Genomic DNA, 23925 nt, shown 5'->3' with positions numbered 1-23925 from the left:
TTAAAATGTTAATTTTGATTAATGAGCAAAAAATTATTTGTCCTACTGGTGGTTTTAATGAGCTTGTCTTTAATAGGAATCATATCCATTCAGGCCTATTATATCAACAATTCAGTAGAAAATGAGAAAAAGCAATTTAATTTTAATGTTAGGAAGGCATTAAGCTTTGTTTCTCAAAGAATAGAAGATAGAGAATATAGAGAATTAAAAGCTAAGTTAGATAAGTTAATAGATCAAGGAGTAGTAGTGGACTCTACTGCCTTTAGAGATTTTTATTTTAAAAGCGACGATGTAAACTCTAACGAAACTTTATTGTATAGAAATAGTGTTTTAGAAGAAAACTATAAATTATCTTCTTCGCTCTTTGACATAGGTTTAGATAGTGTAACAATAAAACGAGTTTTAAACAGTAGTCAATCCAAAGTTGTAAGTAAAAATACGATTGAAACTGAAGGCGAAACCGATTTAGACGCTATGTTATTATCCATTGGCAAAATTACAAGAGGGGAACAGGTTTTTTACGATGATTTATATGAAACTGTTTCCGTAAAAACACCAATTCACAAAAGGGTAAAAGCAGATGAAATTCAAAGATTATTAGATTTCAAATTAGTTGAAGATGGAATAAACATACCATACGAATTTGCTATTTATAGTAATGATTTAGCGACTAAAGTACAAAGTGAAAATTTTGAACTAGAAAAAAATAAGACGTATAAAATACCAATTTTTGAGAATGAAAATTCAAAAAGTAAATTTAAGCTACTAGTTAATTTTCCTGAAGGGAATAAATTTATTTTATCAAATGTTGTAGGCATGATTTTGTTGTCTATAATATTTACATCGATTATAATTATAGCATACTCTAGTGCTTTATTTCAATTAATAAAGCAACGTCAGATTTCTGAAATCAAAACAGATTTTATTAACAACATGACGCATGAATTTAAAACACCAATTGCAACTATAAATTTAGCGTTAGATGCCATTAGAAACCCTAAAATAATTAACGACCAAGAAAAGGTTATGCGTTATTTAGGAATGATAAAAGAAGAGAACAAACGTATGCATGCGCAGGTAGAAAATGTGCTTAGGATATCTAAACTTGAAAAAAATGAGCTTAATATAAGTAAGGAAAGGGTGGACTTGCACGACTTAGTAGAAGATGCTATATCACATATCGAATTAATTGTGGAAGATAAAAACGGAAAATTAACTTCTAACTTAAAAGCAGAAGCGTCTTCGGTATTAGCAAACGAAACACATTTTACAAATGTTATTGTTAATATGTTAGACAATGCAGTGAAGTACTCGCCAGAAGCTCCTAAAATAGAAGTTTCTACAGAACAAGTAGGAAACAATATTTTATTAAAAATTAAAGATAATGGTAGCGGAATGAGTAAAGCCGCACAAAAAAAGGTGTTCGAAAAATTTTATAGAGAACACACAGGAAATATACATAATGTTAAAGGACATGGACTAGGTTTAGCCTATGTTAAAAGAATTGTAGATGACCATCAAGGTCATGTATCAGTAGAAAGTGAAAAAGACAAAGGAAGCACATTTACAATAAAGCTTCCACTAATATCATAAGACTATGGAAGAACAACAAAAGAAAATATTACTAGTAGAAGATGATCCAAATTTTGGAATTGTTTTAAAGGATTATTTATCAATGAATGATTACGAAGTTACACATGCCAAAAATGGTATGGAAGGCTTTGAAAAATTTAAAAAAGATGATTTTGATCTTTGCATCTTAGATGTTATGATGCCTTATAAAGACGGCTTTACATTAGCAAAAGAAATTAGAGAAAAAAATACAGATGTTCCAATTGTTTTTCTAACCGCTAAGGCAATGAAAGAAGACGTGTTAAAAGGCTATAAAGTAGGCGCAGACGACTATTTAAATAAACCTTTTGATAGTGAGGTGCTTTTAATGAAAATTAAAGCAATAATGCAGCGTAAAGCAACAGAAACTGTAGCAGATAGCAAACAATTTGAATTTAAAATAGGAAGTTTACATTTAAACTCTAAACTTCGATTTTTACGTCAAGGCGATAAAGAACCTATTAAACTATCGCCTAAAGAAAACGAGCTGTTACGTTTACTAGCTTTACATGAAAATGATTTAATGCCTAGAGAGTTAGCACTAACAAAAATATGGAGAGACGATAACTATTTTACCTCTCGTAGTATGGATGTTTACATCGCAAAGTTAAGGAAGTATTTAAAGTTAGACGAAAACGTAGAAATATTAAATATACATGGAGAAGGATTTAGGCTAGTTGTTAACCAATAATTTAATTCTTAATTAATACTAAAAAGCGCTAGTAACAATTGTTATTAGCGCTTTTTGTTTTTTTCTTACTCTAAAATACTAAGATCCATTTTGTTATCTATACTGGTTTTAGCGTCTGAAATTAAATTTGTTATTTCTTTTTTAATAGCTTCACTGTACATCTTGTTTGTAGTATGTTTATTTAAGTGGTTTAGCATAGCTAGTAGTTTCTGTACTAATATAACATCGTGCTTACAATAAGTCCTCAAAGCAGCCATTACTTGGTATAATAATTTCTCAAAACTTAGTGTGTTTAGTAAAACCAATGGCTCGTCTTCAGTATAAGCAATGCTAATGTCTTTTTTTTGTAATCTTAAATAAAATAATTTGCTTAAATAATCGATAGCATTTATTGCTGTACCAGGATCATTAATACCAGGAGACATTGCTTTAACAGCAACTTCGGTAATTTGTTTAAAAGCAAAAATATAATTATCTTCAACTAATTCACTTTTAGAAAAATCGAAATTTCTATAGATGCTCTCAATAGTTTCTTCATCTAATTTTTTATTGGTTTTAAACAAAATGTCTTCATCTAAAATAAACATACCTTTAATTTGAGCAACATAAATTTTAGCATCATTTTCTTTAGCAATGTTACAAATAGAATCTATCGAAATATTTTGTAAGTAAGCTGCGGATTTTACTTTATAATCTTTCCAGTTGTTAGTATCTGGGAACTCTTCAGTTTTATCTTTTTCCGAATTTATTAATTGCGTCAATCGTTTTTCAGCTTTATTAAAAATCTTATCCATTATATTATTAATCTGAATTTCTTGCGAAATAGAATGAATAAAATAAATAAAAGCACCTAAACATAAAACCATAAAAATAATAGCCAATAAAACCGAAAAGCCTGGTAATTGGTATTTATTACTATTTGGTTTTATAGATACTAGTATAAATATGCAATACAGAATGGTTGCAATGTAAGTTCCTAAAATAATTTGATGTCTTCTGTTAGAAATAAGACCTGGCAAAAGTCGTGGCGAAAAATTACTTGAGGCTTGGTTGAGCAAAATCATTACCATAGAAAAGCTAAATACCATAATGGAAATTAGTCCAGCAATAAATGTAGTAAGTAGCACACGTGCAGTTTCTGTGTTGTTAATTACAATTTCTGGAACTGTATCTAATAAGTATTTAGAAATACCTTTACTTTCTAAGTAAAACATAACGTAAGCAAATACACAACCAGCGAATGCTATAATAGAAGGAAAAAAGGCTATTTTATCTTTTAGCCTGTAAAAATATCTTAGAAAAGTAAATAGTTTGTCTTTCATATTGCAAGTTATTATTTAAAGATATTGAAACTCTAAAACTATAACTAATGCATATCATCAAAATTTATGCTCTTTTCCTAAGTTACACTGTTTGTAAATTGTATTTAGTAAATACTGTCTAAAATTTTATTTGCAACATGAGGTCTAAAATGGCTGTATTCATAATAATTACTTATTGGAGTGGTGAAGCTATTAATACCAGAAAAATCATATACATTTTCTGTTTTAAATATAGACTGTAAAACGGTTAATTGTTCTTTTTCCATAGGTATTTGATCGTATATTGGAGAAATTACAATTTTATACGATGTGTTGTGTTTATTTAATATAGTTTTAATTGCTTTTAATAGTTTTAACTCTTTATTGGTAACCTCTAATTTTTTATAATTAGTGGCTGGTCTTTCTCTAAAAAAATTCTTTTTATACATTTTTTTATAATAGCCTAGGGAATCTTCTGCTATTAATTTGTCATTTCCGTAATACGAATCGTTATAAATTGGCGTAAAGGTATCTGGATATTTATATCGACGTATATAGCTTTGCATATAGTTTCTGTGTGTTTTAAATACAGAGTAATCTAAATACGCTACTATTAATTTTGGATTGAGTGAAGCCTTTAAGTTGGTGCAATAAAAGTTGAATTTTGAAATATCATTAAATATAATTGGATTAATTTGCAAATGCGACAGTTGTTTCTCTGTACCTAATAATGTGCTACGATCTATAATTATTAAGGCATAATTAATATCGAACTTTTGAGAATCTAAAAACTCTAATTTTTTATAAATGTTATAAATGCCTTCGCTCATACCATCATAATGAAACGTAGAGGCATTTTCTGGTAAGTATTGTTCCCAATGTTCTGCTTTAAAAGCTTGTGACCTAGAGCTGCCAAAAACAAATGCATTATAGTGTGCTACATCTCTATGTTTTAAGAGGATTTTTGTAGATGCTAATGTTCTATTTATAGTTACAATATTGTTGTTATCGTATAACGTATCGTAAGATTTAAAAACTTTTAAGAGGTCTAAATTTATGCCTAAGCCTGCTAGTATAATTAGAGGAAGGCAAAACAACGCTATTTTTTTTATAAAACGTGTCATACTCTAAAATTGAAAATATATAAAACGTTGTGGATTCCCAGAATATAAAAGGATTAAAAAGGCTAATCCATAATATAAAGGATATCTAACATACCATTTGTAACTAAGTGTTTCAATAGCATAAAGTTTATTTTTCCCTAACCATTCTACAATAATAAAAAAGCTAAGTATTAAAAATAGATATTTTGGTAAAAGCTCTGGAAAACTAAATAAAGAACTGTTAAACAATCCAAGTAAATAGGTGAAAGCATTATTAATAGTATCTGCTCTAAAAAAAATCCAAGCTAAAGTAACTAGCAAAAAAGTAAATACTATTTTAAGCAGGTTAGTTATTTTATTTGAAGTGATAGCTGTTTTTAAGTCTGTTTTTTTATCCCAGAAGTAATAAGGTACAAATAATAACGCATGTAGTAATCCCCAAAAAATGAAGGTCCAGTTTGCGCCATGCCAAAAACCACTAATTAAAAACACTAAAAAAATATTTCTTAATGTAAATAGTTTACTCTTTCGATTTCCTCCCAACGGAATGTATAAATAGTCTCTAAACCAGGTGGTTAATGAGATGTGCCATCGCGACCAAAATTCTTTTATGTTTTTAGAGAAATACGGAAAGGCAAAATTTTGTTTAAGGTTAAAACCAAATAAGCGTGCTGTACCAATAGCAATATCTGAATACCCTGAAAAATCACCATAAATTTGAAAAGCAAACAATACTGCTCCTAGCAACAGCGTACTTCCGGAATAGCTCTCAGGATTTGCAAAAATAATATCTACATATTTTGCGCATTGGTCTGCGATAACTACTTTTTTAAACAAACCCCAAAGTATTTGGCGCATACCATCTCTTCCTTTTTCAAAAATAAATTGTTTGGTTTTAGAAAATTGTGGTAATAAATGCGACGCTCTTTCTATTGGACCTGCTACTAACTGAGGGAAAAAGCTAACAAACGTGGCAAAATTTATAAAATTATGGGTTGGTTCTATTTTTTTTCTATACACATCTATGGTGTAGCTTAAAGTTTGAAACGTATAAAAACTAATCCCAACAGGAAGTATAATATGTAAAGAGTGTATTGTAATGGGTTGACCAAAAAAGCTAAATGCCGAAGTAAAACTATCTATAAAAAAATTATAATATTTAAAGAAACCCAGTAAACCTATATTTAAAAAAATGCTAGAGTAGAGCAGTGCTTTTCTTTTATTGGTATCTGTTGTTTTAGTAAGCGTTTTACCAATATAAAAATCTACAACTGTACTTAAAATAATTAAGCTTAAAAAACGCCAATCCCAAAAGCTATAAAACACATAACTTGCAACAAGTAGCAGTAAGTTTTGTAATTTTAGTTTGTTTTTAAAAACAAACCAATACAATACAAATACAATGGGTAAAAATACAGCAAATTCTAAGGAGTTAAAGTACATTCTTAGTTGGTATTTATTTTTAAATTTATAGCTTCAATAATGTTATCAAAAGGCGCTTTATAATCAAACCAAAGTGTGTTTTCATTGCGTTTAAACCAAGTGAGTTGTCGTTTTGCAAACCGTCTGCTATTTTTTTTAATTTCAGCAATCGAAAATTCTAAAGTCCATTCTTTATTTAAAAATTTAAAGAGTTCTTTATAACCAACAGTATTTAGTGCGTTTAAGTGTTGGTATGGTTTTAGTTGTTTTACTTCTTCTAATAATCCATGACTTAACATCATGTCAACACGCTTATTTATACGGTCGTAAATAGTTTCGCGCTCTGCTTTTAAACCAATTGAAATTACTTTAAATGGTCGTTTGTTCTTGTCTTTGTTTAAAAATGAAGAATAGGGTTTTCCAGAACCAATACAGATTTCTAACGCTCTAATTACGCGCTTTGGATTATCTATTGCAATTGAATTATAAGATAGTGGATCTAATGTTTTAAGTTGAAGCTGAAGCGTTTGTAAACCTTTTTCTTCTAATTTTAAATTTAATTGTTCTCTAACCGAAGCCTCTACTTCTGGAAAATAATCCAAACCTTTAGTTACAGCATCTACATACAAACCAGAACCACCAACCATAATTACAACATTGTGTTTTTGATGAAGCTTTTTTATGGTTTGTAACGCTTCTTTTTCGAAAGTACCAACGCTATAATGTTCTGTCACAGATTTGTTGTGAATAAAATGATGAGGTGCTTGTGCAAGTTCTTCTGGTGTTGGTGCAGCTGTACCAATACTCATTTCCTTATAAAACTGTCTGGAGTCTGCTGAAATTATTTCAGTATTAAAATAATTAGCTAGTTGTATAGATAATTTAGTTTTACCAATAGCAGTTGGACCAACTATTGAAATTAAAATGTTTTCCGAAGTATTTTCCATTAAAAATTAACGTAAAACTGTTCCGCAAATCTTACAAAATTTAGCATTATCATCATGGTGTTGTGCATGGCAAGTAATACAGCTTTGCGAGTTTAGTTGCACATTGGGTTGTACAGGGTTTTGATGTTGTGCTAATTTTTCTTTTTCAGCTTTATTACTGCTTTTAGTATATTCTGCAGATACAATTCCTGTAGGTACTGCAATAATGCCGTAACCCAAAATCATAATTATTGTGGTAATAAATTGTCCTAAAGCTGTTTGAGGTGCAATATCTCCAAAACCTACTGTAGTTAGCGTTACAATACACCAATAGACACTTTTCGGAATGTTGGTAAAGCCATTTTCTTCGCCTTCCACTAAATACATTATTGTACCAAAAATTATAGACGACACTAAAACTGCAAATAAAAACACAAATATTTTTACTCTACTTGCAATAATTGACTCTTTAAGCTGATTGGAAGCACCTAAATATCGTGCTAATTTTAAAATTCTGAATACACGTAATAAACGCAAGGCTCTTAAGGTAATTAAAGCATGAGAGCCAGCAAATACAAACGATATATACATTGGGATTGTCGATAAAAAGTCGATAACACCATAAAAACTAAAAATGTATTTAAATGGTTTTTTTACAGAAATTACTCGTAAAATGTATTCTATACTAAAGAAAATTGTTATTATCCACTCGCCAATATAAAGTAGTGTATGGTATTTAACATCAATGTGATGCACACTCTCAAGCATTACTAGTAATATACTTGCAAGAATTAAAACCAATAAAATAATATCGAAAATTTTGCCTGCAGGAGTATCAGCTTCATAAATTATTTCATGAATTTTAATTTGCCAATTTGTAAGCGGTTTCTTGTTAGACATATTTCAAAAATACTAAAACTTTAATTATTTGGTTGAGTGTTGAAGCTGTATTATTTTAAGCTTCTTATTTCTTCTTAAATAGCTTTGTATAATATGTTGGTTATCTCTATTGTTTTCCATTGGTGTTATAATGGACTCTAAGATATCAATATTATTTATTTGGTGATTTAAGTTGTAAAACCCTAAACCTTTAAATTGTCCGTTTTCTATTAAAATAGCACTCCGTTCGTAAGCATCTCTACCTTTATCTACAATTACCATGTGTTGCTTACTATAGCTATATTTATCAATTAATTGCTGTACACGTAAATTATAACTTTCGGGTTCTTCTTTTTGAATACATGCTCCATCACAGGCTTTAATTTCGAAATTAAAACAGCTAGAACTCGTTTTGTAAAGACCTGTAAGTTTTTGGCATAAATTATACTCTTCAACAGCTCTGGTCATAAAACTTTTACCACTTTGTTTATTAGTAAAAGTTGTTATTGCTTTCTTTCTTCCATCTGCTGCTTCAACAGCTAAGTTTAAATATCCTGAGGAATCTTTAAAGCCATATAGAGCATGAGTAAAAACAGTACGTGTAAGTGCTTTGTTAAATTTTGGTTTATTGCGTTTAATAGCTTCACTTTCTTTTAACAATGCAACGAGTTCACTTCCTGTTGGCTCGTAAGTTACAGCTGTTACTTGTTTTCGCATTGCTTTAGCTTTTTTTGCTTCGCTTGTAAAGTGTTGATTAACTCTACTTTTTATGTTCTTACTTTTACCAATGTATATAATTTCTCCATCTGCTCTATGCATATAATATACACCAGTAATACTAGGCAAGTCTGCGATAATATCAAGTAATCTTGGTTCTACTTGTAATTTTGGCTCTTTTCTAATAGTCTCTTTAATAATTGTTTTTTCAACATCTTTATCTAGTAATAATTTAAAGAGTTTTACAGTGGCTAAAGCGTCTCCAGAAGCTCTATGTCTATCTGTAACAGGAATACCAAGTGAGCGTACAAGTTTACCTAAACTGTAAGAAGGTAAATCTGGTATTAATTTTTTAGTAAGCTCAACAGTACAAAGTGTTTGCCTATCGAAATCAAAACCTAATCGACTAAATTCTGTACTTAAAATACGATTATCAAATTTGGCATTGTGTGCAACAAGTATTGTGCCTTCGGTGATTTCTACAATACGTCTTGCCACTTCGTAAAATTTTGGCGCATTACGTAGCATGCTACTATTTATTCCTGTAAGATTAACTACAAAAGGTTGGATGTCGCGCTCTGGATTAATTAAACTTATAAACTGATCGACAATCTCGTGACCATCAAATTTATAAACAGCAATTTCTGTAATGCCTTCTTCATTATATTTCCCTCCAGTGGTTTCTATGTCTAATATTGCGTACAAATAAAATAATTTAGTTTAAAAGTTATAACGTTAAGATGTTTTCTGTCATTGCGAGGAGGTACGACTTGGCAATCTGTTAGATAAACTCTCAATCTCCTCTCGAAATAATACTTAATTATAGTTTCTTAACCCAAAGATACTACTTCCAATTCTAACCATTGTACTGCCACAATCTATGGCAAGTTTATAATCTCCACTCATTCCCATACTTATAGTTTTTAGGTTACAATTAAAAGTTTGGTGCGTTTTTAAGTCGTTAAAAGTTGCTTTTAAACGTTTGAATTCTTGTTCAATTTGAAGTGTATCCTCAGTAAACGTAGCCATTCCCATAACACCAACAATAGTAATGTTTTTTAATTCTGAAAATTCTTGAGAGTGCACTATTTCTGAAGCTTCTTTTGGATGCATTCCAAATTTAGACTCTTCTTCGGCAATTTTTATTTGTAGCAAACAGTCTATAATTCTGTCGTGTTTTTTCGCGTGCTTGTTAATTTCTTTTAATAATTTGAAGCTTTCCACTCCATGAATTAAACTCACAAACTCAGCCATATATTTTACTTTGTTGCGTTGCACGTGGCCAATCATGTGCCATTTAATATCCTTTGGCATTTGCTCGTACTTCTCAACCATTTCTTGGATTTTGTTTTCTCCAAAAATGCGTTGTCCAGCAGTGTAGGCTTCCATTAAATCACTCACTGGTTTTGTTTTGGAAACAGCAACTAGTGTAACGTGATTTGGGAGTTGAGATTTTATGTTTTTAAGGTTTTCTTGTATGTTCATTTGTTTTCTGGTGTTGTTTTATTTGTCCTTTTATTTAAATAACACTCTTTATTTATTTTAAAAAGTAAGAGTCCTGCCTTCGCAGGAATTCATCAAAACTCATAAATAGTCACACCACTTCGTAGCTTAGGTTCAATATATGTGCTTTTTGGTGGCATTTTTAGGCCATCGTCTGCAATTTGCTTCATTTGTGTTATAGTTGCAGGAATCATACCAAAACCAACTTTAAACTCGCCACTATCTACTTTGCTTTTTAGGTTTACGACCTCTTTTTTTCCGCTTAAATAGGTAATACGAGTGTCGTTTCGTAAATCTTCAATACCTAAAATAGGTTGTAATATAGTTTTGTAAAGTAATTGTGCATCTAAAGCATCTAATGAGGTTTTAAATTCATAATTAGTTTTACGTAGATATAACGAATAAAATTCTCCATCTAAATACATACTAAAATGATGTTGTTTAGTTGGCTGGTAAGGTATAATACCTCTGTTTTCTATTCTGTATAATTCGTCCAAAGCAATTAAAAACTCTTCTTTTGTTAATCCGTTAAGATCTTTAATTAAGCGATTAAACTCGTGGATTTTAAGTTCGGATTCCGAAATTAAATAACTCATAAAAAAGTTATAACTCTCATCACCTTTATGATTTGGATTATTCGTTTTTAAATCTTTACACAACAAGTGTGACGAGGACGATCTGTGGTGTCCATCTGCAATATAAAGCGTGTTCATTTTTGCAAAAGCATCTGCTATTGCTTTAATAGAAGAAGGATCGTCTATTTGCCATAAGTAATGCGTATCTCTATAAGTTGTTGTAAACTCAAATTCTGCACGTTCTTTTTGTTTTTCGGTAATGATTGTAGCAATATCAGTATTGTCAGGATAGGTTAGGAGTACAGGTTCTGCATTAAAACCAACCGTTTTTAGGTACTCTTTAAATGTAATTTCTCTAGTTGCAATAGTGTCTTCATGCTTTTTAATGACATTATTTTCATAATCTTTCACGCTCGATGCTGCCACAATACCATTAAAAACCTGTAAATCTCTATCTACAATTTTATAAATATAAAAACTAGCTGTTTGATCTTGTTTAAAAACACCATCTTCTTTAAATTCTAAATACCTGTTTTTTACCAGTTTATAACGTGCTTCGCCAGAAATTTCTTTGTCGTATTTATAACCAGGATTTACAACATGTAAAAATGAAAACGGATTGTAATCTAATCGTGCTTCACGTTCCGCTTGTGTGTAACTTTGGTACGATCGCGATGCGACTAAGCTCACTTTGTCTCGTGTGGGTTTTACTGCTTTAAACGGTTTAATTATTGCCATATTTACTAGTAATCAGTGTTCAGTGTTCAGTGTTCAGTGAATTGTTACTTTGAACCAAATTTATTTGGATTTAGAATCATATAGTTAATTAATTTACCTACTTCAATACTTTTAGCAGTCAATTCATCGAACGTTTCTTTATTAATATATTCACAAGCTAAAGAGAATTCTAACCAAGTTTGAGTTTCAGAATTTTCTGCATCACTATCTGTTAGTTTACTCTTAAAATGTTTTGGATACAATCTTTTTCTGTAAGCTTCAGCTAGATTAGCACATACGCTTCTTGAAGACCTTCTAACTTGATCTGTTAATGAATATGTTTCTTCTTTTGGAAAAGATTTAGAAATATTAAAAATAGCCATAGCCAAAGAAAACCCTTTTTTATAAGCCAATAAATCTTGAAATCTCAGCATATTTAAACTTAAATTAATATTATACTTGTTAACTTACTGAACACTGAACACTGAACACTGAACATTGAACACTATGACAGCTTACTTCACAAATTGCTTAGCCACTTTCTCAGCTTTTCTACTTTCAGAATAATCGTAAAAACCTTCACCAGATTTTACACCTAATTTACCAGCTCTCACCATATTTACTAATAGTGGACAAGGTGCGTATTTTGGGTTTTTAAAGCCATCGTACATTACGTTTAATATCGATAAACACACATCTAAACCAATAAAATCTGCAAGTTGTAAAGGTCCCATTGGATGTGCCATTCCCAATTTCATCACAGTATCTATTTCTTCAACTCCTGCAACTCCATTGTATAACGTTTCAATAGATTCGTTGAGCATTGGCATTAAAATACGATTGGCAACAAAACCTGGATAATCATTAACTTCGGTTGGTGTTTTGCCTAATGTTTTAGACAGGTCCATTATGGTTTTAGTTACCTCGTCGCTTGTATTGTAACCACGAATAATTTCTACTAGTTTCATAATTGGCACAGGATTCATAAAATGCATTCCAATTACTTGTTCTGGTCTGCTAGTTACTGCTCCGATTTGCGTAATTGAAATTGAAGATGTGTTAGTTGCCAAAATAGTGTCTTCTCCACAAGCTTCATCCAATTGCTTAAATATGTTAAGCTTTAAATCTATGTTTTCGGTTGCTGCTTCTACCACTAAACTTGCATATTCTACGCCTTCAGTGATACTAGTATATGTTGTTATGTTTCCTAAAGTTTCTGCTTTATCAGCTTCTGTAATTTTCTCTTTAGCCACCATTCTGTCTAAATTTTTAGCAATGGTATCTAGTCCTTTTTTAAGAGAGGCTTCACTAATATCTATTAGTTGCACTTTAAATCCTGATTGTGCAAAAGTGTGAGCGATACCATTTCCCATGGTTCCTGCTCCTATAACTGCTACGTTTTTCATGTATTTTGTGTTTGTCATTGCAAGACTTTTTTTAAAGTCGTGGCAATCTGTTTGTATTTTAGTTTAAAATATAATTTGAATTTCAATTAGAAAGATTACTTCAGTCGTTCCTCCTTCGTAATGACGTTTCTAGAACTGATCAATTATCATTGTCGCTACACGTAAGGCTTCAGTACCATCGTGTAATGTCACTATTGGTTTTGTGTTAGTATTTATAGCGTCTGCAAAACTTTCAAGCTCGTCTAAAATGGCATTATTAGCAGGAATTTCTGGATTGTTAAAATAAATTTGCTTTTTAACACCTTCTGCATTTTGTAAAATCATATCGAAATCTCCAGGATTCTCTGGCGCGTCTTTCATTTTTACCACTTCACATTTCTTCTCTAAAAAATCTACAGAAATATAAGCATCACGCTGAAAAAAACGTGTTTTTCGCATGTTTTTTAACGAAATTCGGCTGGCTGTTAAGTTGGCAACGCAACCATTAACAAACTCAATACGAGCGTTTGCGATGTCTGGAGTGTCACTAATTACCGAAACTCCACTTGCCGAAACATGTTTTACTTTAGATTGCACAACGCTTAAAATTATATCAATATCGTGTATCATTAAATCTAAAACCACAGGCACATCTGTACCACGAGGATTAAATTCTGCCAAACGATGCGTTTCTATAAACATAGGTTTATCTAGCTGATCTTTAACAGCCATAAATGCAGGATTAAAGCGCTCTACATGGCCAACTTGCCCTTTTACACCATATTCTGCGACTAGAGTTCTTAGTGTCTCTGCTTCTTCAACAGTATTTGTAATGGGCTTTTCTATAAAAATATGTTTGCCTTTTGCAATAGCTTGCCTAGCACAATCGTAATGAGAGAGTGTAGGTGTTACAATATCTACAACATCTACAGCATCTATTAAAGCTTCTATAGAATTAAAGTATTTATACCCAAATTCAGCTTCTACTTTTTTACCATTCTCTTCACTAGAATCGTAAAAACCTATAAGGTTATATTTTTCGGACTGATTAAGTAATCTTAAATGGATTTTACCAAGGTGTCCAGCACCTAATACACCAGCTTTTAGCATGATTTGTTTCGTTTTTAACAAAAATAAGTTTTTTTATGAAGTAATTTCAATCAAATTAACATTTAAATAAGGGATTAATTACGATTTAATAAATTGAAGCACATTCCCTTTTTAACTTTAATAATTTAGAGTAATTTTAGCACACTAAACTACACTACTTTTGAAGGATACTTTTAAACACAAAGGCTTAAGGCAACAATTGGTTTCTGTTATTAAAAACAAAGGCATTACAGATGAAGCTGTACTAAAAGCAATCTCTAACATACCAAGACATTTGTTTATGGATTCTGGTTTTTTAGATCATGCCTACCAAGATAAAGCGTTTCCTATAGCTGCAGATCAAACCATTTCGCAACCTTATACTGTAGCGTTTCAAACAGAATTGATGCAAATAAAAGCAGGCGATAAAGTATTAGAAATAGGCACAGGAAGTGGTTACCAAACTGCTGTTTTATGCGAGTTAGGAGCCAAAGTGTATAGTATAGAACGCCAACAAGAATTGTTTAAAAAAACGAGTAAGTTTTTACCTAAACTAGGTTACAGACCAAAAAAACTCATTTTTGGAGATGGTTATAAAGGCCTTAAAGAACAAGCGCCTTTTAATAGCATAATTGTAACTGCAGGAGCGCCTTTTGTGCCTAAACCACTATTGGCACAATTAACTATTGGAGGACGATTGGTAATTCCTGTTGGAGACGAAGTACAAATTATGACGCTTTTTGTACGTAAAGGCGAAAAGGAGTTTGAAAAAGCTGAATTTGGAGAGTTTCGTTTTGTACCTTTATTGGAGGATAAGAATTAATGTTTAGTGAAAAGTGAGAGGTGAATAGTGAGAGGTGAATAGTGAGAGGTGAAAAGTGAGAGGTGAGAGGTGAGAGGTGAAAAGTTAAAAGTGAAAAGTGAGAGGTGAAAAGTGAAAAGTTAAAAAAATAAAATAAAATGAAAAATATTACAATACTACTAACTTTAATAGCTCAATTTAGTTTCTCGCAAAACTACACAGAGTATTTTACAGGTAACAGTAACGATATGGTTGTTGCGCCAAGTCAAGGTGTGTGTTTAATGGGAGGAGCAAGCGAAAGTGACGAGGCTATGGTTTGGTTTTTAAACAAAGCCAATGGAGGAGATGTTGTTGTGTTGCGAGCTTCTGGAAGTAATGGTTATAATAATTATTTTTATTCTCAATTAGGTGTTACTATTAATTCTGTGAGAACCTTTGTTATCAATAACGAAGCTGGTGCTTTAGATCCTTACGTTTTAGATAAAGTTGAAAAAGCTGAAGCCATCTGGTTTGCAGGAGGCGACCAATATAATTATGTGAGCTTTTTTAAAGACAATGCCATGGAAACTGCTTTAAACACTTTTGTAAACACTAAGCAAGGTGTAATTGGTGGCACAAGTGCAGGAATGGCAATTTTAGGAAGTGCTTATTTTAGTGCAGAAAATGGAACAGTAACCAATGCGCAAGCCTTAGCAAACCCTTACCATAATAGGATGACTTTAGGTTATAACGACTTTTTAGAAATCCCATATTTAGAGAATTTAATTACAGATACTCATTACGACGATCCAGATAGACGTGCAAGACACACCACTTTTTTAGCTCGTTATGCTCAAGATAATGGTTTACAATCTTTTGGCATAGCATGTAATGAATACACTGCAGTTTGTGTGGATTCCGATGGGAAAGCTTATGTTTATGGCGATTATCCTAATTACGAAGAGTATGCGTTTTTTTTACAGGCTAATTGTGTAGATGATTTTACTCCAGAAAACTGCGTAAGTGGTCAAGCCTTAAATTGGAATAGAAATGGTGAAGCTGTAAAAGTGTACAAAGTACCAGGAATGACTACTGGAGAGCACTATTTTGATTTATCCGATTGGACGAATGGAAGTGGAGGTACTTGGGAAAATTGGCACGTTAACACTGGTAATTTTGTAACCAGTACAACTACAAATCCTAATTGCAATGCTTTAAGTATTAATGAATTTGAAACCACTCAACTACAAGTATATCCTAATCCATTTACAGATCGTATTACTATTTCTACGACTTTAAAAATAGAAGGCATTATCCTTTTTGATGTTTTTGGAAAACGTATTCCTACACAACTACAAGCTCAAAACACATTGGATGTTTCTGGTTTAGCATCTGGTATTTATTTTTTAAAAGTAACTAGTGAAAACGGTTTGGAGACCTTTAGAATTTTAAGAGAATAGGTTTTAAAGATTTTTTTTTGATTTAATAAGTTTATTTGAAATGTTGTAGGTGTTGGTTTTTAAAAAATTCGTTTAACGGTTTCGTATAAGAATAGTTGCGGTTTTGTGCGCGAGGATTTTCCGCAGGAAAATCAGACGTTACAAACACGCAACGACCTTTAATTAAGCACTAAACCGCAATTATTATATTCGGTGTTGTACTTAGTATTTTATTCTTTGAATTCTAAACTTTGAAATATAGAAAAAGCATCGTCATAATATTTTTCGTAATTATCTTTAAGCGAAGAATAATTGTAATAATAATATTCTCCATTATATTCAATATAGATTGTCTCCTTTTTATAAGCTTTTCCACTCCACGTTGATTCGGTTTTAAAAATATAAATATCCCCAAATTCACTTTTCTCAGTCAAGATTTTTTGAGAATTAATGTTGAGATTTTTTTCAGCTAGTTCGATTTGATTCTGAACGAACTCCTTGAATTCAGGTTTTTCTTTTAGTTTAAACTGAAAAATAGAAACGACGTTGTTAAAGAAATTATCGCCTTTTTTAAGAGGTGTATATCCAACATATCCGTGATGTTTGACAGCTCTCCAATTATTCGGTTTAACTATTGTGAAATTTTGAGAGTTTATCCAATCTTGAGTTTCAGTTAAATTTGTTTTAGTTGAACCACAACTAAATAAAATAGAAATTAAAAAAATTAGTAAAAATTTTCTCATAGAAGGATGTTTTTTGTGTATTAATTACAATGTGCTTCTGATATCAAACGTTAAAATGTTTAATATCATGCGTTAAACGAATTTAGCGATTTTTTTTTACTAAGTCAAGTCTGCACAATCATAGGAGAAGATTCCTGCTTTTGCAAGACTATACTAAAAACTAATTCCAAACAACACAGCATCGTTTATAAATCCGCTTTGGTACGAGCGTACATAATCTACACGTAGAAAACGAAACTTACCAAATCCTAAATTATCGATACCAATCGAAAACTCCGAATAGGGTTTGTTTTTGTTTGTAAACGCAGTATTTGCTCCTAAAATTAAGTTTAAGTTAAGTTTATTTAATAATGGGATTTTGTTAAGGATATAGCCATTAAAACTATGTTCTAAATGGACTTCGCCATACGCATCGTTAGTACTCAATCCATAATAAGGTAGGTTTTTAAATTTACCAATATACGCGCCATTTAGGTTCACATTCGTTTGGTTACCATTAAAGTGATGGTAATCCATAAACGCAATATCCTCGGCATTATTAAAAACACCTCCTTTGGCATAATACACAAAGTTTCCTTTGTTTCCTAAGTTTATATTTTGGTACAATGAGCCTTTAAATTGATCAAAATTGTAGTTACTATTTGTAGCGCCAAACCCTTTTTCGTACCCTAAATTTAAGGTTGGATATTTTCCGCTAGGCATATTAATTTTACTGTCTGGATAACTTAAATAATCTTGTGCAAAATTTATACGTGCATTAAGGTTTAACTTTAAAATATTGTGTGTGTTAAAAGGCGCAATTCTATAAGCTGTTTCGTCTAAAGGGTTGTTACTGGTGTAAGTATCTCTATCTTCATTAATAAGTACATAATCTGTGTTATTAAACAACGCTTTTCGGCGTTCGTAACTCAACGCAGAATACATGTTTAGACCATTAAACACTTCTTGTGAATAATTAATCTGCGCAAATCCTTTTTCGTATAATTTCATATAATTATCCTCAAAAAGAAGCGTGCTCAACAAGTTTATGGTATTAGAAATAGGTTGCGAACTGTTAAATTGCTCTGTTTTTACACCACCAGAAACTGTTAAAAATGGTCTATTAATATTGTTAAATTTATAGGTTGCCGAAGCTGTTGCACGTAAACGATCGTCTGCTTCGCCATAAGTAATAGATGCATTTGTCCTTAAATAGCGTTTAAACTCGTCGTAGTTTTTTCTAAAACTTAAATCTAAAGTTCCATTCCAGCCTTGTACAGTATTAAATGTTATTTTTTCGATTGGAGACGATACGCTAAAACGTGTGTTTTTATGAGAGTTTTGGTAGGAGTAACCACCAATAATGTTTCCTAATTTAAATGTATTATTTACACCATCTATAGAATCTAAATAGGGTTTTGATTTTTGAAGAATTTCTAAACTATCTTTTCTAACATAATCTGTAACTTCTTCGTTGGTTAATGGTACAGGACGTTTGTCTTTCCAATATATAGAATCTTTTTTATTAGAATTCTCTTCAAACGATAAGATTTCTCGTGTAAAAGTTTTCTCGGCAAATTGAGGATTAAAATCATAATCACTATACACTGAGGTAAAACGACCATCGCCTTTAAAACCAAACAAACCATAATCGAAATCAAAGACTTGAGAGATTTTAGCCCAAACCTTATCGGTTTCAGAATACGAGAAATCTTGTTGAATTTTAAAGGTGTTTACAGGTGTAATTTGTACTTGCTTACCTGTAATGGTAACATCTATAGCGTATAAACTCCATTGATTTTCCACAATATATACAAAGCCAGAAAAGGCTGCATCGTTTTCGCGTTTTGGTGTAATTTTTATTTTATTAATAAGGTTTCCTAAATCGTCGTAAAACACACCATCTAGCTTATAGCGATAGTAATTAAAAGCAAATTCTGAGATTGGAGATACTACATCCATGCCTAATGAGAATGTGTTTTTGTAAAAATTATAATTTACATCACTAGCAGTATTAAAACTAAACCCATTGTTATTTCCGCTTACTTTAGAGGCTATAATTTTCTCTTTTAAGCGTTTTGGAGCGTCGTATTCTAATTTAGAAATGGTTTCCGATAGGTAAATAATTCCGCTTCTTGTAGAGTCTAAACCACCTCCAAGGTCACCAACTTCTTCTCCTAAAATTTTTTCTGGTGCATTTATTATACGTAATAATCCTCTAGAATAATAATTCGCTGTGTAGGTTTTTGTTTTTTCTAAATTCGCTTTTCTATTAGCTATAGCTTTTCTTATAACTTCATTTGCTGGGTTTTCACCAGCAGTTACTACAACTTCATCTAAGGAGAGTTCCTCTTCGGTTAAAACAGCATTTAAAGTATATGGAAATGTATTAATTGTCACCTCTTTTTTTACTGTTTTGTAGCCTAAATATTTAAAAAAAATGGTATAGGTTCCTGTTTTAGAGAGCTCTAATTCGTAAATTCCATTTTCATTTGTTGTGGTTCCTGTATATGTATTTTCGATAAAAATATTTACAAAAGGAAGCGTTTCGTTGGTATTGGAAGTGACTGTTCCTGTTATTTGAGCGAAAGTGTTACAGCTTAAAAACAGTGCTGTTAAAAGGAGTAGAAATTTTTTCATTAAGAGAGTTGTTTGTTAGAATAGACGCTTTTTTTATTAAAAAGGTTGTCTAGAGATTTCAAACATAGAACAAAAAGCGGTTGCCAATTGTTAGAGCTATCACAATTTATTTATAAATTTTCTTAATTCTATCTAAATTTCTTTTGTTGTCTCTATCCTTAATAGTATCGCGTTTATCGTATAGTTTTTTTCCTTTAGCTAAAGCAATATCTAGTTTTGCATAGCCATTTTCGTTTATAAACAAACGCAACGGAATTATAGTTAAACCCACGTTCTGAACTTCTTTTTGTAGTTTTTTAAGTTCTCTTTTATTAAGGAGCAGTTTACGTTCTGCTTTCGGTCTGTGGTTGTAATAATTGCCATGCGAATATTCTTGGATAGTCATATTAATAACAAACAACTCACCACTCTCGTTAAACTCACAAAAACTTTCGGCAATAGAGGCTTTACTCGCTCTAATCGATTTTATTTCGGTACCAGTTAACACTATTCCAGCAGTATATTTATCGAGTATCTCGTACTCAAATTTTGCCTTCTTATTTTTTATGTTTACGGTATTTTGCATAGATGCCAAAGGTAATAATTTAAGTATATTTTAGGAAATAATCTAGAGGTATTCTCTAGTTTTGTAAAAGTAGTTTTTAACAGATAAATTATGAAAAATAGAGTGGGTATTGTATTACTTTTTATAAGTATAATGTGGAGTTGTAAAAACGAAAAACATATAGCGTTAAATGCGCAAAATGTTATAGATGAAGCTATTGCGACAGTAGGAGGAGCAAAATTGGATACTTCTACAATTCGATTTGACTTTAGAGACAAACATTATATAGCTAAGCGTAATAACGGAAATTTTGAATTAATAAGGGAATATAAAGATTCTACTAACCAAGTAAAAGAGGTTTTGAGTAACACTGGTTTTACAAAATTGGTAAATAATGCGCTTGTAAAAGTTCCTGATAGTATGGTTACTAGGTATTCTGCTTCGGTAAATTCTGTGCATTATTTTTCTGTGTTGCCTTATGGATTAAATGCTCCTGCAGTAAATAAGAAATTTTTAAATGAAGTCACTCTAAAAGGAAAACACTATTATAAAATTGAAGTCACTTTTAACGAAAATGGAGGAGGAGAAGATTTTGAAGATGTCTTTATCTATTGGATTGATAAAAACACGTTTAACGTAGATTACTTAGCCTATTCTTATGCTGAAGCAAATGGTTATGGGTTTCGGTTTAGAGAAGCTTTTAACAGAAGAACAATTGATGGGTTGCAGTTTGTAGATTATAACAATTACAAACCAAAAACCAATACTGTAAAACTCACAGAATTAGATAGTTTATTTGAAGCTAATGCATTACAATTGCTTTCTAAAATTGAACTTAAAAATATTAGTGTAGACTAAACTCTAGTGTTTTAAGCAAGCTCTAAAGCAATTGTAATCATATCCTTAAACGTAGTTTCGCGTTCTTTACTTGTTGTGCTTTCTCCAGTGACTAGCGAGTCTGAAATGGTTAGAATAGTTAGCGCATTAACATTGTGCTTTGCGGCAACAGTATATAAACCAGCAGTTTCCATTTCTACACAAAGTACTCCAAATTTTGACCATTTTTTGTAGGATTCAAAATCATCGGCATAAAACTCATCTGAAGTAAACACATTGCCAGCTTTTATTGGAATGCCTTTTGTTTTTGCAGTATTTACCGCTTTTTGAAACAACTCAAAATTAGCTGTTGGAGCATAATCTGCACCTCCAAAACGCAATTCGTTAACACCAGAATTAGAAGATGCTGCCATTGCCAAAACAATATCTCTAATTTTAATATGTTTTTGGTAAGAGCCAGAGCTTCCAACACGAATAAGATTTTTTACTCCAAATTGCGTAATCAATTCGTGTGCATAAATTGAAATACTTGGAACTCCCATTCCTGTTCCCATTACAGAAATACGTTTACCATTATAAGTGCCTGTATAACCAAGCATACCTCTAACCTCGTTAAATAATACTGGGTTTTCTAAAAACGTTTCGGCTATCCATTTTGCTCGTAGTGGATCTCCAGGCAGTAAAATAGTTTCTGCAATATCGCCTTGTTTTGCTCCTATATGTATGCTCATTTTAATTTAGTGTTGTTTGTTGGTGTGTTATTTTATCGCCTTTTATGGTTACAATAAATAAGGCATTGTAAACACTTTCGTCTAAAGAGGTATAGACTTCTTTTTCAATTAAACTATTAACAAATTGAGGTGTTGAGTTACTGTGTCCTACAATTAAAACCTTTTGTCCCTTGGTTTCAGCTTTAAAAGAGTCGAAATTTACTCTATTAGGTGTATAGGTTTTAATTTCTAATCGTTTTTGTTTTGCTGTTGGTACAGCAGTTTCAACTGTTCGAATATAATTGGTAGAATATATAGCCTCTAAATCTATTGTTTTAAAATAGTGTGCTAATTTTTTTGCACGTGCTTCGCCTTCTTCAGTTAATTCTGGATTTTTATTAGTAGCATCATTGGTCTCTTTTTCGGCATGACGAACTAAGTAATACACAGTTTCAGACGTATTAGTGTCTTTTTGTGTTTCTGTTTTGTTCTGACAACTGAAAACAGTTAATAGGATAAAAAATAAAATATTTTTCATTTAAATACTTGTTAATAACTGTTTGATTGTTGAGATTGTCCTGTAACAATGGCAATGCCATTAGAGGTTCCAATACGTTCTACACCTAAATTAATATACTGCAAAGCTGTTTGAGTATCTCTAATTCCTCCAGAGGCTTTAATTTTTGTGGTTCCGTTTTTAATTACACTTTTCATAAGTTTTACATCTTGCATTGTAGCTCCTCCTGTTCCAAAGCCAGTAGAGGTTTTTATGAAATCTGCACCAGCTTCAATAGCTAGAATGCTTGCTTTAATAATTTCGGCTTCATTTAAAGCGCTAGTTTCTAAAATTACTTTTAAAATTGTGTTTGGGAGTTCTTTTTTTACTGCTTTAATATCATTTAAAACGGCTTCAAAGTCTTTACTTTTTAAGAATCCAATATTTAACACCATATCAATTTCGTCTGCACCATCTTTTATAGCCTGTTTAGTCTCTTCAACTTTAGCAATTGTACTCATTGCACCTAATGGGAACCCAATAACGCTACATACTTTTACAGTAGTGTTTTTTAATTGTGTTTTAGCCAAACTCACATAACAACTGTTTACACAAACAGAAAAAAATGAGTGTTCTTTAGCGTCATTACAAAGTTGAATGATATCGTTTTTTGTAGTAGTTGGCTTTAACAGCGTATGGTCTATAAAGTTATTTATTGTCATACTCAAAGTTATACTTTTTATAAAACTGATGCAATGATATTAGTCATAAAATACCGTTAAAAACAGAATAAATTTGTGATGAATTAAGAAGGGTTATTTTTTACTTAAGGAACTTGTGTAGAAGAAATTAGATTTTAATTTAAATTCTTCTTTTTGGTCTTAACTAAACTACTCACCCAAACAATAGCCTCTGTTAAGGTATCGAATATTTTATAAGGTCTATCGTAAAAATCGCGTTCGTATTCTGCATTACTTCTCATAATTTCTGTTTTTGGAACTAATGCGATGGCAATTATATTTGGAATGGATTCTGTTTTGGCATAAATTAAGGGATCTACAGAATAAGAATTTACACGATTGGAGATATAAACAAGGTCTTTATTGCTATAATATTTTTGAACAATTTTATTTAATATATCGTTGTGATATGGCTCTATAGCTACACCTTCTTTTATTTGATTAATTATAAAATCGTCGAAAATAAAAACCTCAAAGTCTTGATTGTTAAAGTGTTTTATAATTCCCATAGCCAGAAAGTTAGAGTTATAATTTACAAAAAATAATTAAACTATATAAAAAAAAGCAACGCTAAACTTATAAATAAGTGTCGCGTTGCTTTTCAACTAACTAACCAACCATTATGAAAACGTGTTAATTCTATGGTTATTTTGAATTAACAATACTTTATGATTTTTTGTGTCATTCAGAGTGAAGCGAAGACTCTATAGTTATTATAAAGTTTTAAATTCTCCAATTTTATAATCGTATTTTTGATTAATAACTAATAGAGATTCTTCAGTCGTTCCTCCTTCTGAATGACAAGTAGAGATTCTTCAGTCGTTCCTCCTTCTGAATGACAAGTAGAGATTCTTCAGTCGTTTCTTCTTTTGAATGACAAGTAGAGATTCTTCATTTGTTTCTTCTTCTGAATGACAGATGAATTCAGTTGTTTCTTCTTTTGAATGACAGATTATATTTCATTCAGAGTGAAGCGAAGACTCTATAGTTATTATAAAGTTTTAAATTCTCCAGTTTTATAATCGTATTTTTGATTAATAACTTATAGAGATTCTTCAGTCGTTCCTCCTTCTGAATGACAAGTAGAGATTCTTCAG

The 23925-nt window shown here is 31.2% G+C and carries 23 protein-coding genes; 5 read left to right on the top strand and 18 right to left on the bottom strand.

The window, feature by feature from the left end; all coding sequences use genetic code 11:
- Positions 1–21 precede the first annotated feature (21 nt).
- Positions 22–1593: a sensor histidine kinase gene (locus tag ACVC5O_RS08345; RefSeq protein WP_452221017.1), complete on the top strand. Its 1572-nt coding sequence runs from the start codon at positions 22–24 to the stop codon at positions 1591–1593.
- Between the two features lie 4 nt (positions 1594–1597).
- A complete protein-coding gene (locus tag ACVC5O_RS08340) occupies positions 1598–2302 on the top strand; it encodes a response regulator transcription factor (RefSeq protein ID WP_452221016.1) in 705 nt (234 codons plus the stop codon).
- 65 nt (positions 2303–2367) lie between these two features.
- Here ACVC5O_RS08340 and ACVC5O_RS08335 read toward each other — a convergent pair whose 3' ends face one another.
- The 11 genes from ACVC5O_RS08335 to ACVC5O_RS08285 form a co-directional block, all read right to left on the bottom strand.
- Positions 2368–3624 (bottom strand): DUF2254 domain-containing protein, encoded by a 1257-nt coding sequence (locus ACVC5O_RS08335; protein WP_452221015.1) that lies wholly within the window; start codon positions 3622–3624, stop codon positions 2368–2370.
- Between the two features lie 104 nt (positions 3625–3728).
- A complete protein-coding gene (locus ACVC5O_RS08330) occupies positions 3729–4727 on the bottom strand; it encodes a hypothetical protein (RefSeq protein WP_452221014.1) in 999 nt (332 codons plus the stop codon).
- A gap of 3 nt (positions 4728–4730) precedes the next feature.
- On the bottom strand, positions 4731–6149 hold the full coding sequence (locus tag ACVC5O_RS08325) for an MBOAT family O-acyltransferase (protein ID WP_452221013.1): 1419 nt from the start codon (positions 6147–6149) through the stop codon (positions 4731–4733).
- A gap of 2 nt (positions 6150–6151) precedes the next feature.
- Positions 6152–7075 (bottom strand): tRNA (adenosine(37)-N6)-dimethylallyltransferase MiaA, encoded by a 924-nt coding sequence (gene miaA, locus ACVC5O_RS08320; protein WP_452221012.1) that lies wholly within the window; start codon positions 7073–7075, stop codon positions 6152–6154.
- A gap of 6 nt (positions 7076–7081) precedes the next feature.
- Entirely contained in the window at positions 7082–7954 is an 873-nt protein-coding gene (locus ACVC5O_RS08315) for an ion transporter (protein ID WP_452221011.1), read from the bottom strand.
- Between the two features lie 24 nt (positions 7955–7978).
- Complete coding sequence (locus ACVC5O_RS08310; protein WP_452221010.1) at positions 7979–9355, bottom strand: exonuclease domain-containing protein; 1377 nt, start codon at positions 9353–9355, stop codon at positions 7979–7981.
- Positions 9356–9466: 111 nt separating this feature from the next.
- Entirely contained in the window at positions 9467–10135 is a 669-nt protein-coding gene (locus ACVC5O_RS08305; RefSeq protein ID WP_452221009.1) for a YggS family pyridoxal phosphate-dependent enzyme, read from the bottom strand.
- 92 nt (positions 10136–10227) lie between these two features.
- Positions 10228–11466 (bottom strand): DUF1015 domain-containing protein, encoded by a 1239-nt coding sequence (locus ACVC5O_RS08300; RefSeq protein WP_452221008.1) that lies wholly within the window; start codon positions 11464–11466, stop codon positions 10228–10230.
- A gap of 44 nt (positions 11467–11510) precedes the next feature.
- The gene (locus ACVC5O_RS08295) at positions 11511–11876 is read right to left on the bottom strand and encodes a four helix bundle protein (RefSeq protein WP_452221071.1); all 366 of its coding nucleotides are present in this window, start codon (positions 11874–11876) and stop codon (positions 11511–11513) included.
- 84 nt (positions 11877–11960) lie between these two features.
- Positions 11961–12851: a 3-hydroxyacyl-CoA dehydrogenase family protein gene (locus ACVC5O_RS08290; RefSeq protein ID WP_452221070.1), complete on the bottom strand. Its 891-nt coding sequence runs from the start codon at positions 12849–12851 to the stop codon at positions 11961–11963.
- 129 nt (positions 12852–12980) lie between these two features.
- Positions 12981–13940 carry a Gfo/Idh/MocA family protein gene (locus ACVC5O_RS08285; RefSeq protein ID WP_452221069.1) on the bottom strand — a complete coding sequence of 320 codons (960 nt, stop codon included), beginning with the start codon at positions 13938–13940 and terminating at the stop codon, positions 12981–12983.
- A 160-nt stretch (positions 13941–14100) separates the two neighbouring features.
- Here ACVC5O_RS08285 and ACVC5O_RS08280 point away from each other — a divergent pair, with 160 nt between their 5' ends.
- Entirely contained in the window at positions 14101–14742 is a 642-nt protein-coding gene (locus ACVC5O_RS08280) for a protein-L-isoaspartate(D-aspartate) O-methyltransferase (protein ID WP_452221007.1), read from the top strand.
- A gap of 137 nt (positions 14743–14879) precedes the next feature.
- Positions 14880–16160 carry a T9SS type A sorting domain-containing protein gene (locus tag ACVC5O_RS08275; RefSeq protein WP_452221006.1) on the top strand — a complete coding sequence of 427 codons (1281 nt, stop codon included), beginning with the start codon at positions 14880–14882 and terminating at the stop codon, positions 16158–16160.
- 209 nt (positions 16161–16369) lie between these two features.
- Here the strand turns inward: ACVC5O_RS08275 and ACVC5O_RS08270 are convergent, their stop codons facing one another.
- The 3 genes from ACVC5O_RS08270 to smpB form a co-directional block, all read right to left on the bottom strand.
- Positions 16370–16882: a hypothetical protein gene (locus ACVC5O_RS08270; protein WP_452221005.1), complete on the bottom strand. Its 513-nt coding sequence runs from the start codon at positions 16880–16882 to the stop codon at positions 16370–16372.
- Between the two features lie 153 nt (positions 16883–17035).
- Positions 17036–19501, bottom strand: a complete 2466-nt coding sequence (locus ACVC5O_RS08265; RefSeq protein WP_452221004.1) for a DUF5686 and carboxypeptidase regulatory-like domain-containing protein — start codon at positions 19499–19501, stop codon at positions 17036–17038.
- A 106-nt stretch (positions 19502–19607) separates the two neighbouring features.
- Complete coding sequence (gene smpB, locus ACVC5O_RS08260) at positions 19608–20066, bottom strand: SsrA-binding protein SmpB (protein WP_452221003.1); 459 nt, start codon at positions 20064–20066, stop codon at positions 19608–19610.
- Positions 20067–20156: 90 nt separating this feature from the next.
- On the opposite strand from smpB, the gene ACVC5O_RS08255 reads away from it, so the two are divergent.
- Entirely contained in the window at positions 20157–20903 is a 747-nt protein-coding gene (locus tag ACVC5O_RS08255; RefSeq protein ID WP_452221002.1) for a DUF6503 family protein, read from the top strand.
- Positions 20904–20914: 11 nt separating this feature from the next.
- Here the strand turns inward: ACVC5O_RS08255 and deoD are convergent, their stop codons facing one another.
- The 4 genes from deoD to ACVC5O_RS08235 all read right to left on the bottom strand — a co-directional run bounded on the left by deoD (position 20915) and on the right by ACVC5O_RS08235 (position 23337).
- On the bottom strand, positions 20915–21613 hold the full coding sequence (gene deoD / locus ACVC5O_RS08250) for a purine-nucleoside phosphorylase (RefSeq protein ID WP_452221001.1): 699 nt from the start codon (positions 21611–21613) through the stop codon (positions 20915–20917).
- Between the two features lies 1 nt (position 21614).
- Complete coding sequence (locus ACVC5O_RS08245) at positions 21615–22130, bottom strand: SixA phosphatase family protein (RefSeq protein WP_452221000.1); 516 nt, start codon at positions 22128–22130, stop codon at positions 21615–21617.
- 11 nt (positions 22131–22141) lie between these two features.
- On the bottom strand, positions 22142–22810 hold the full coding sequence (gene deoC / locus ACVC5O_RS08240; protein ID WP_452220999.1) for a deoxyribose-phosphate aldolase: 669 nt from the start codon (positions 22808–22810) through the stop codon (positions 22142–22144).
- A 134-nt stretch (positions 22811–22944) separates the two neighbouring features.
- On the bottom strand, positions 22945–23337 hold the full coding sequence (locus ACVC5O_RS08235; RefSeq protein ID WP_452220998.1) for a hypothetical protein: 393 nt from the start codon (positions 23335–23337) through the stop codon (positions 22945–22947).
- Positions 23338–23925: the final 588 nt, after the last annotated feature.

It is taken from the genome of Lacinutrix salivirga (genome assembly GCF_053604675.1).
The sequence above is the reverse complement of the archived record's forward strand: the minus strand, read 5'-3'. Positions and strand labels throughout refer to the sequence as shown.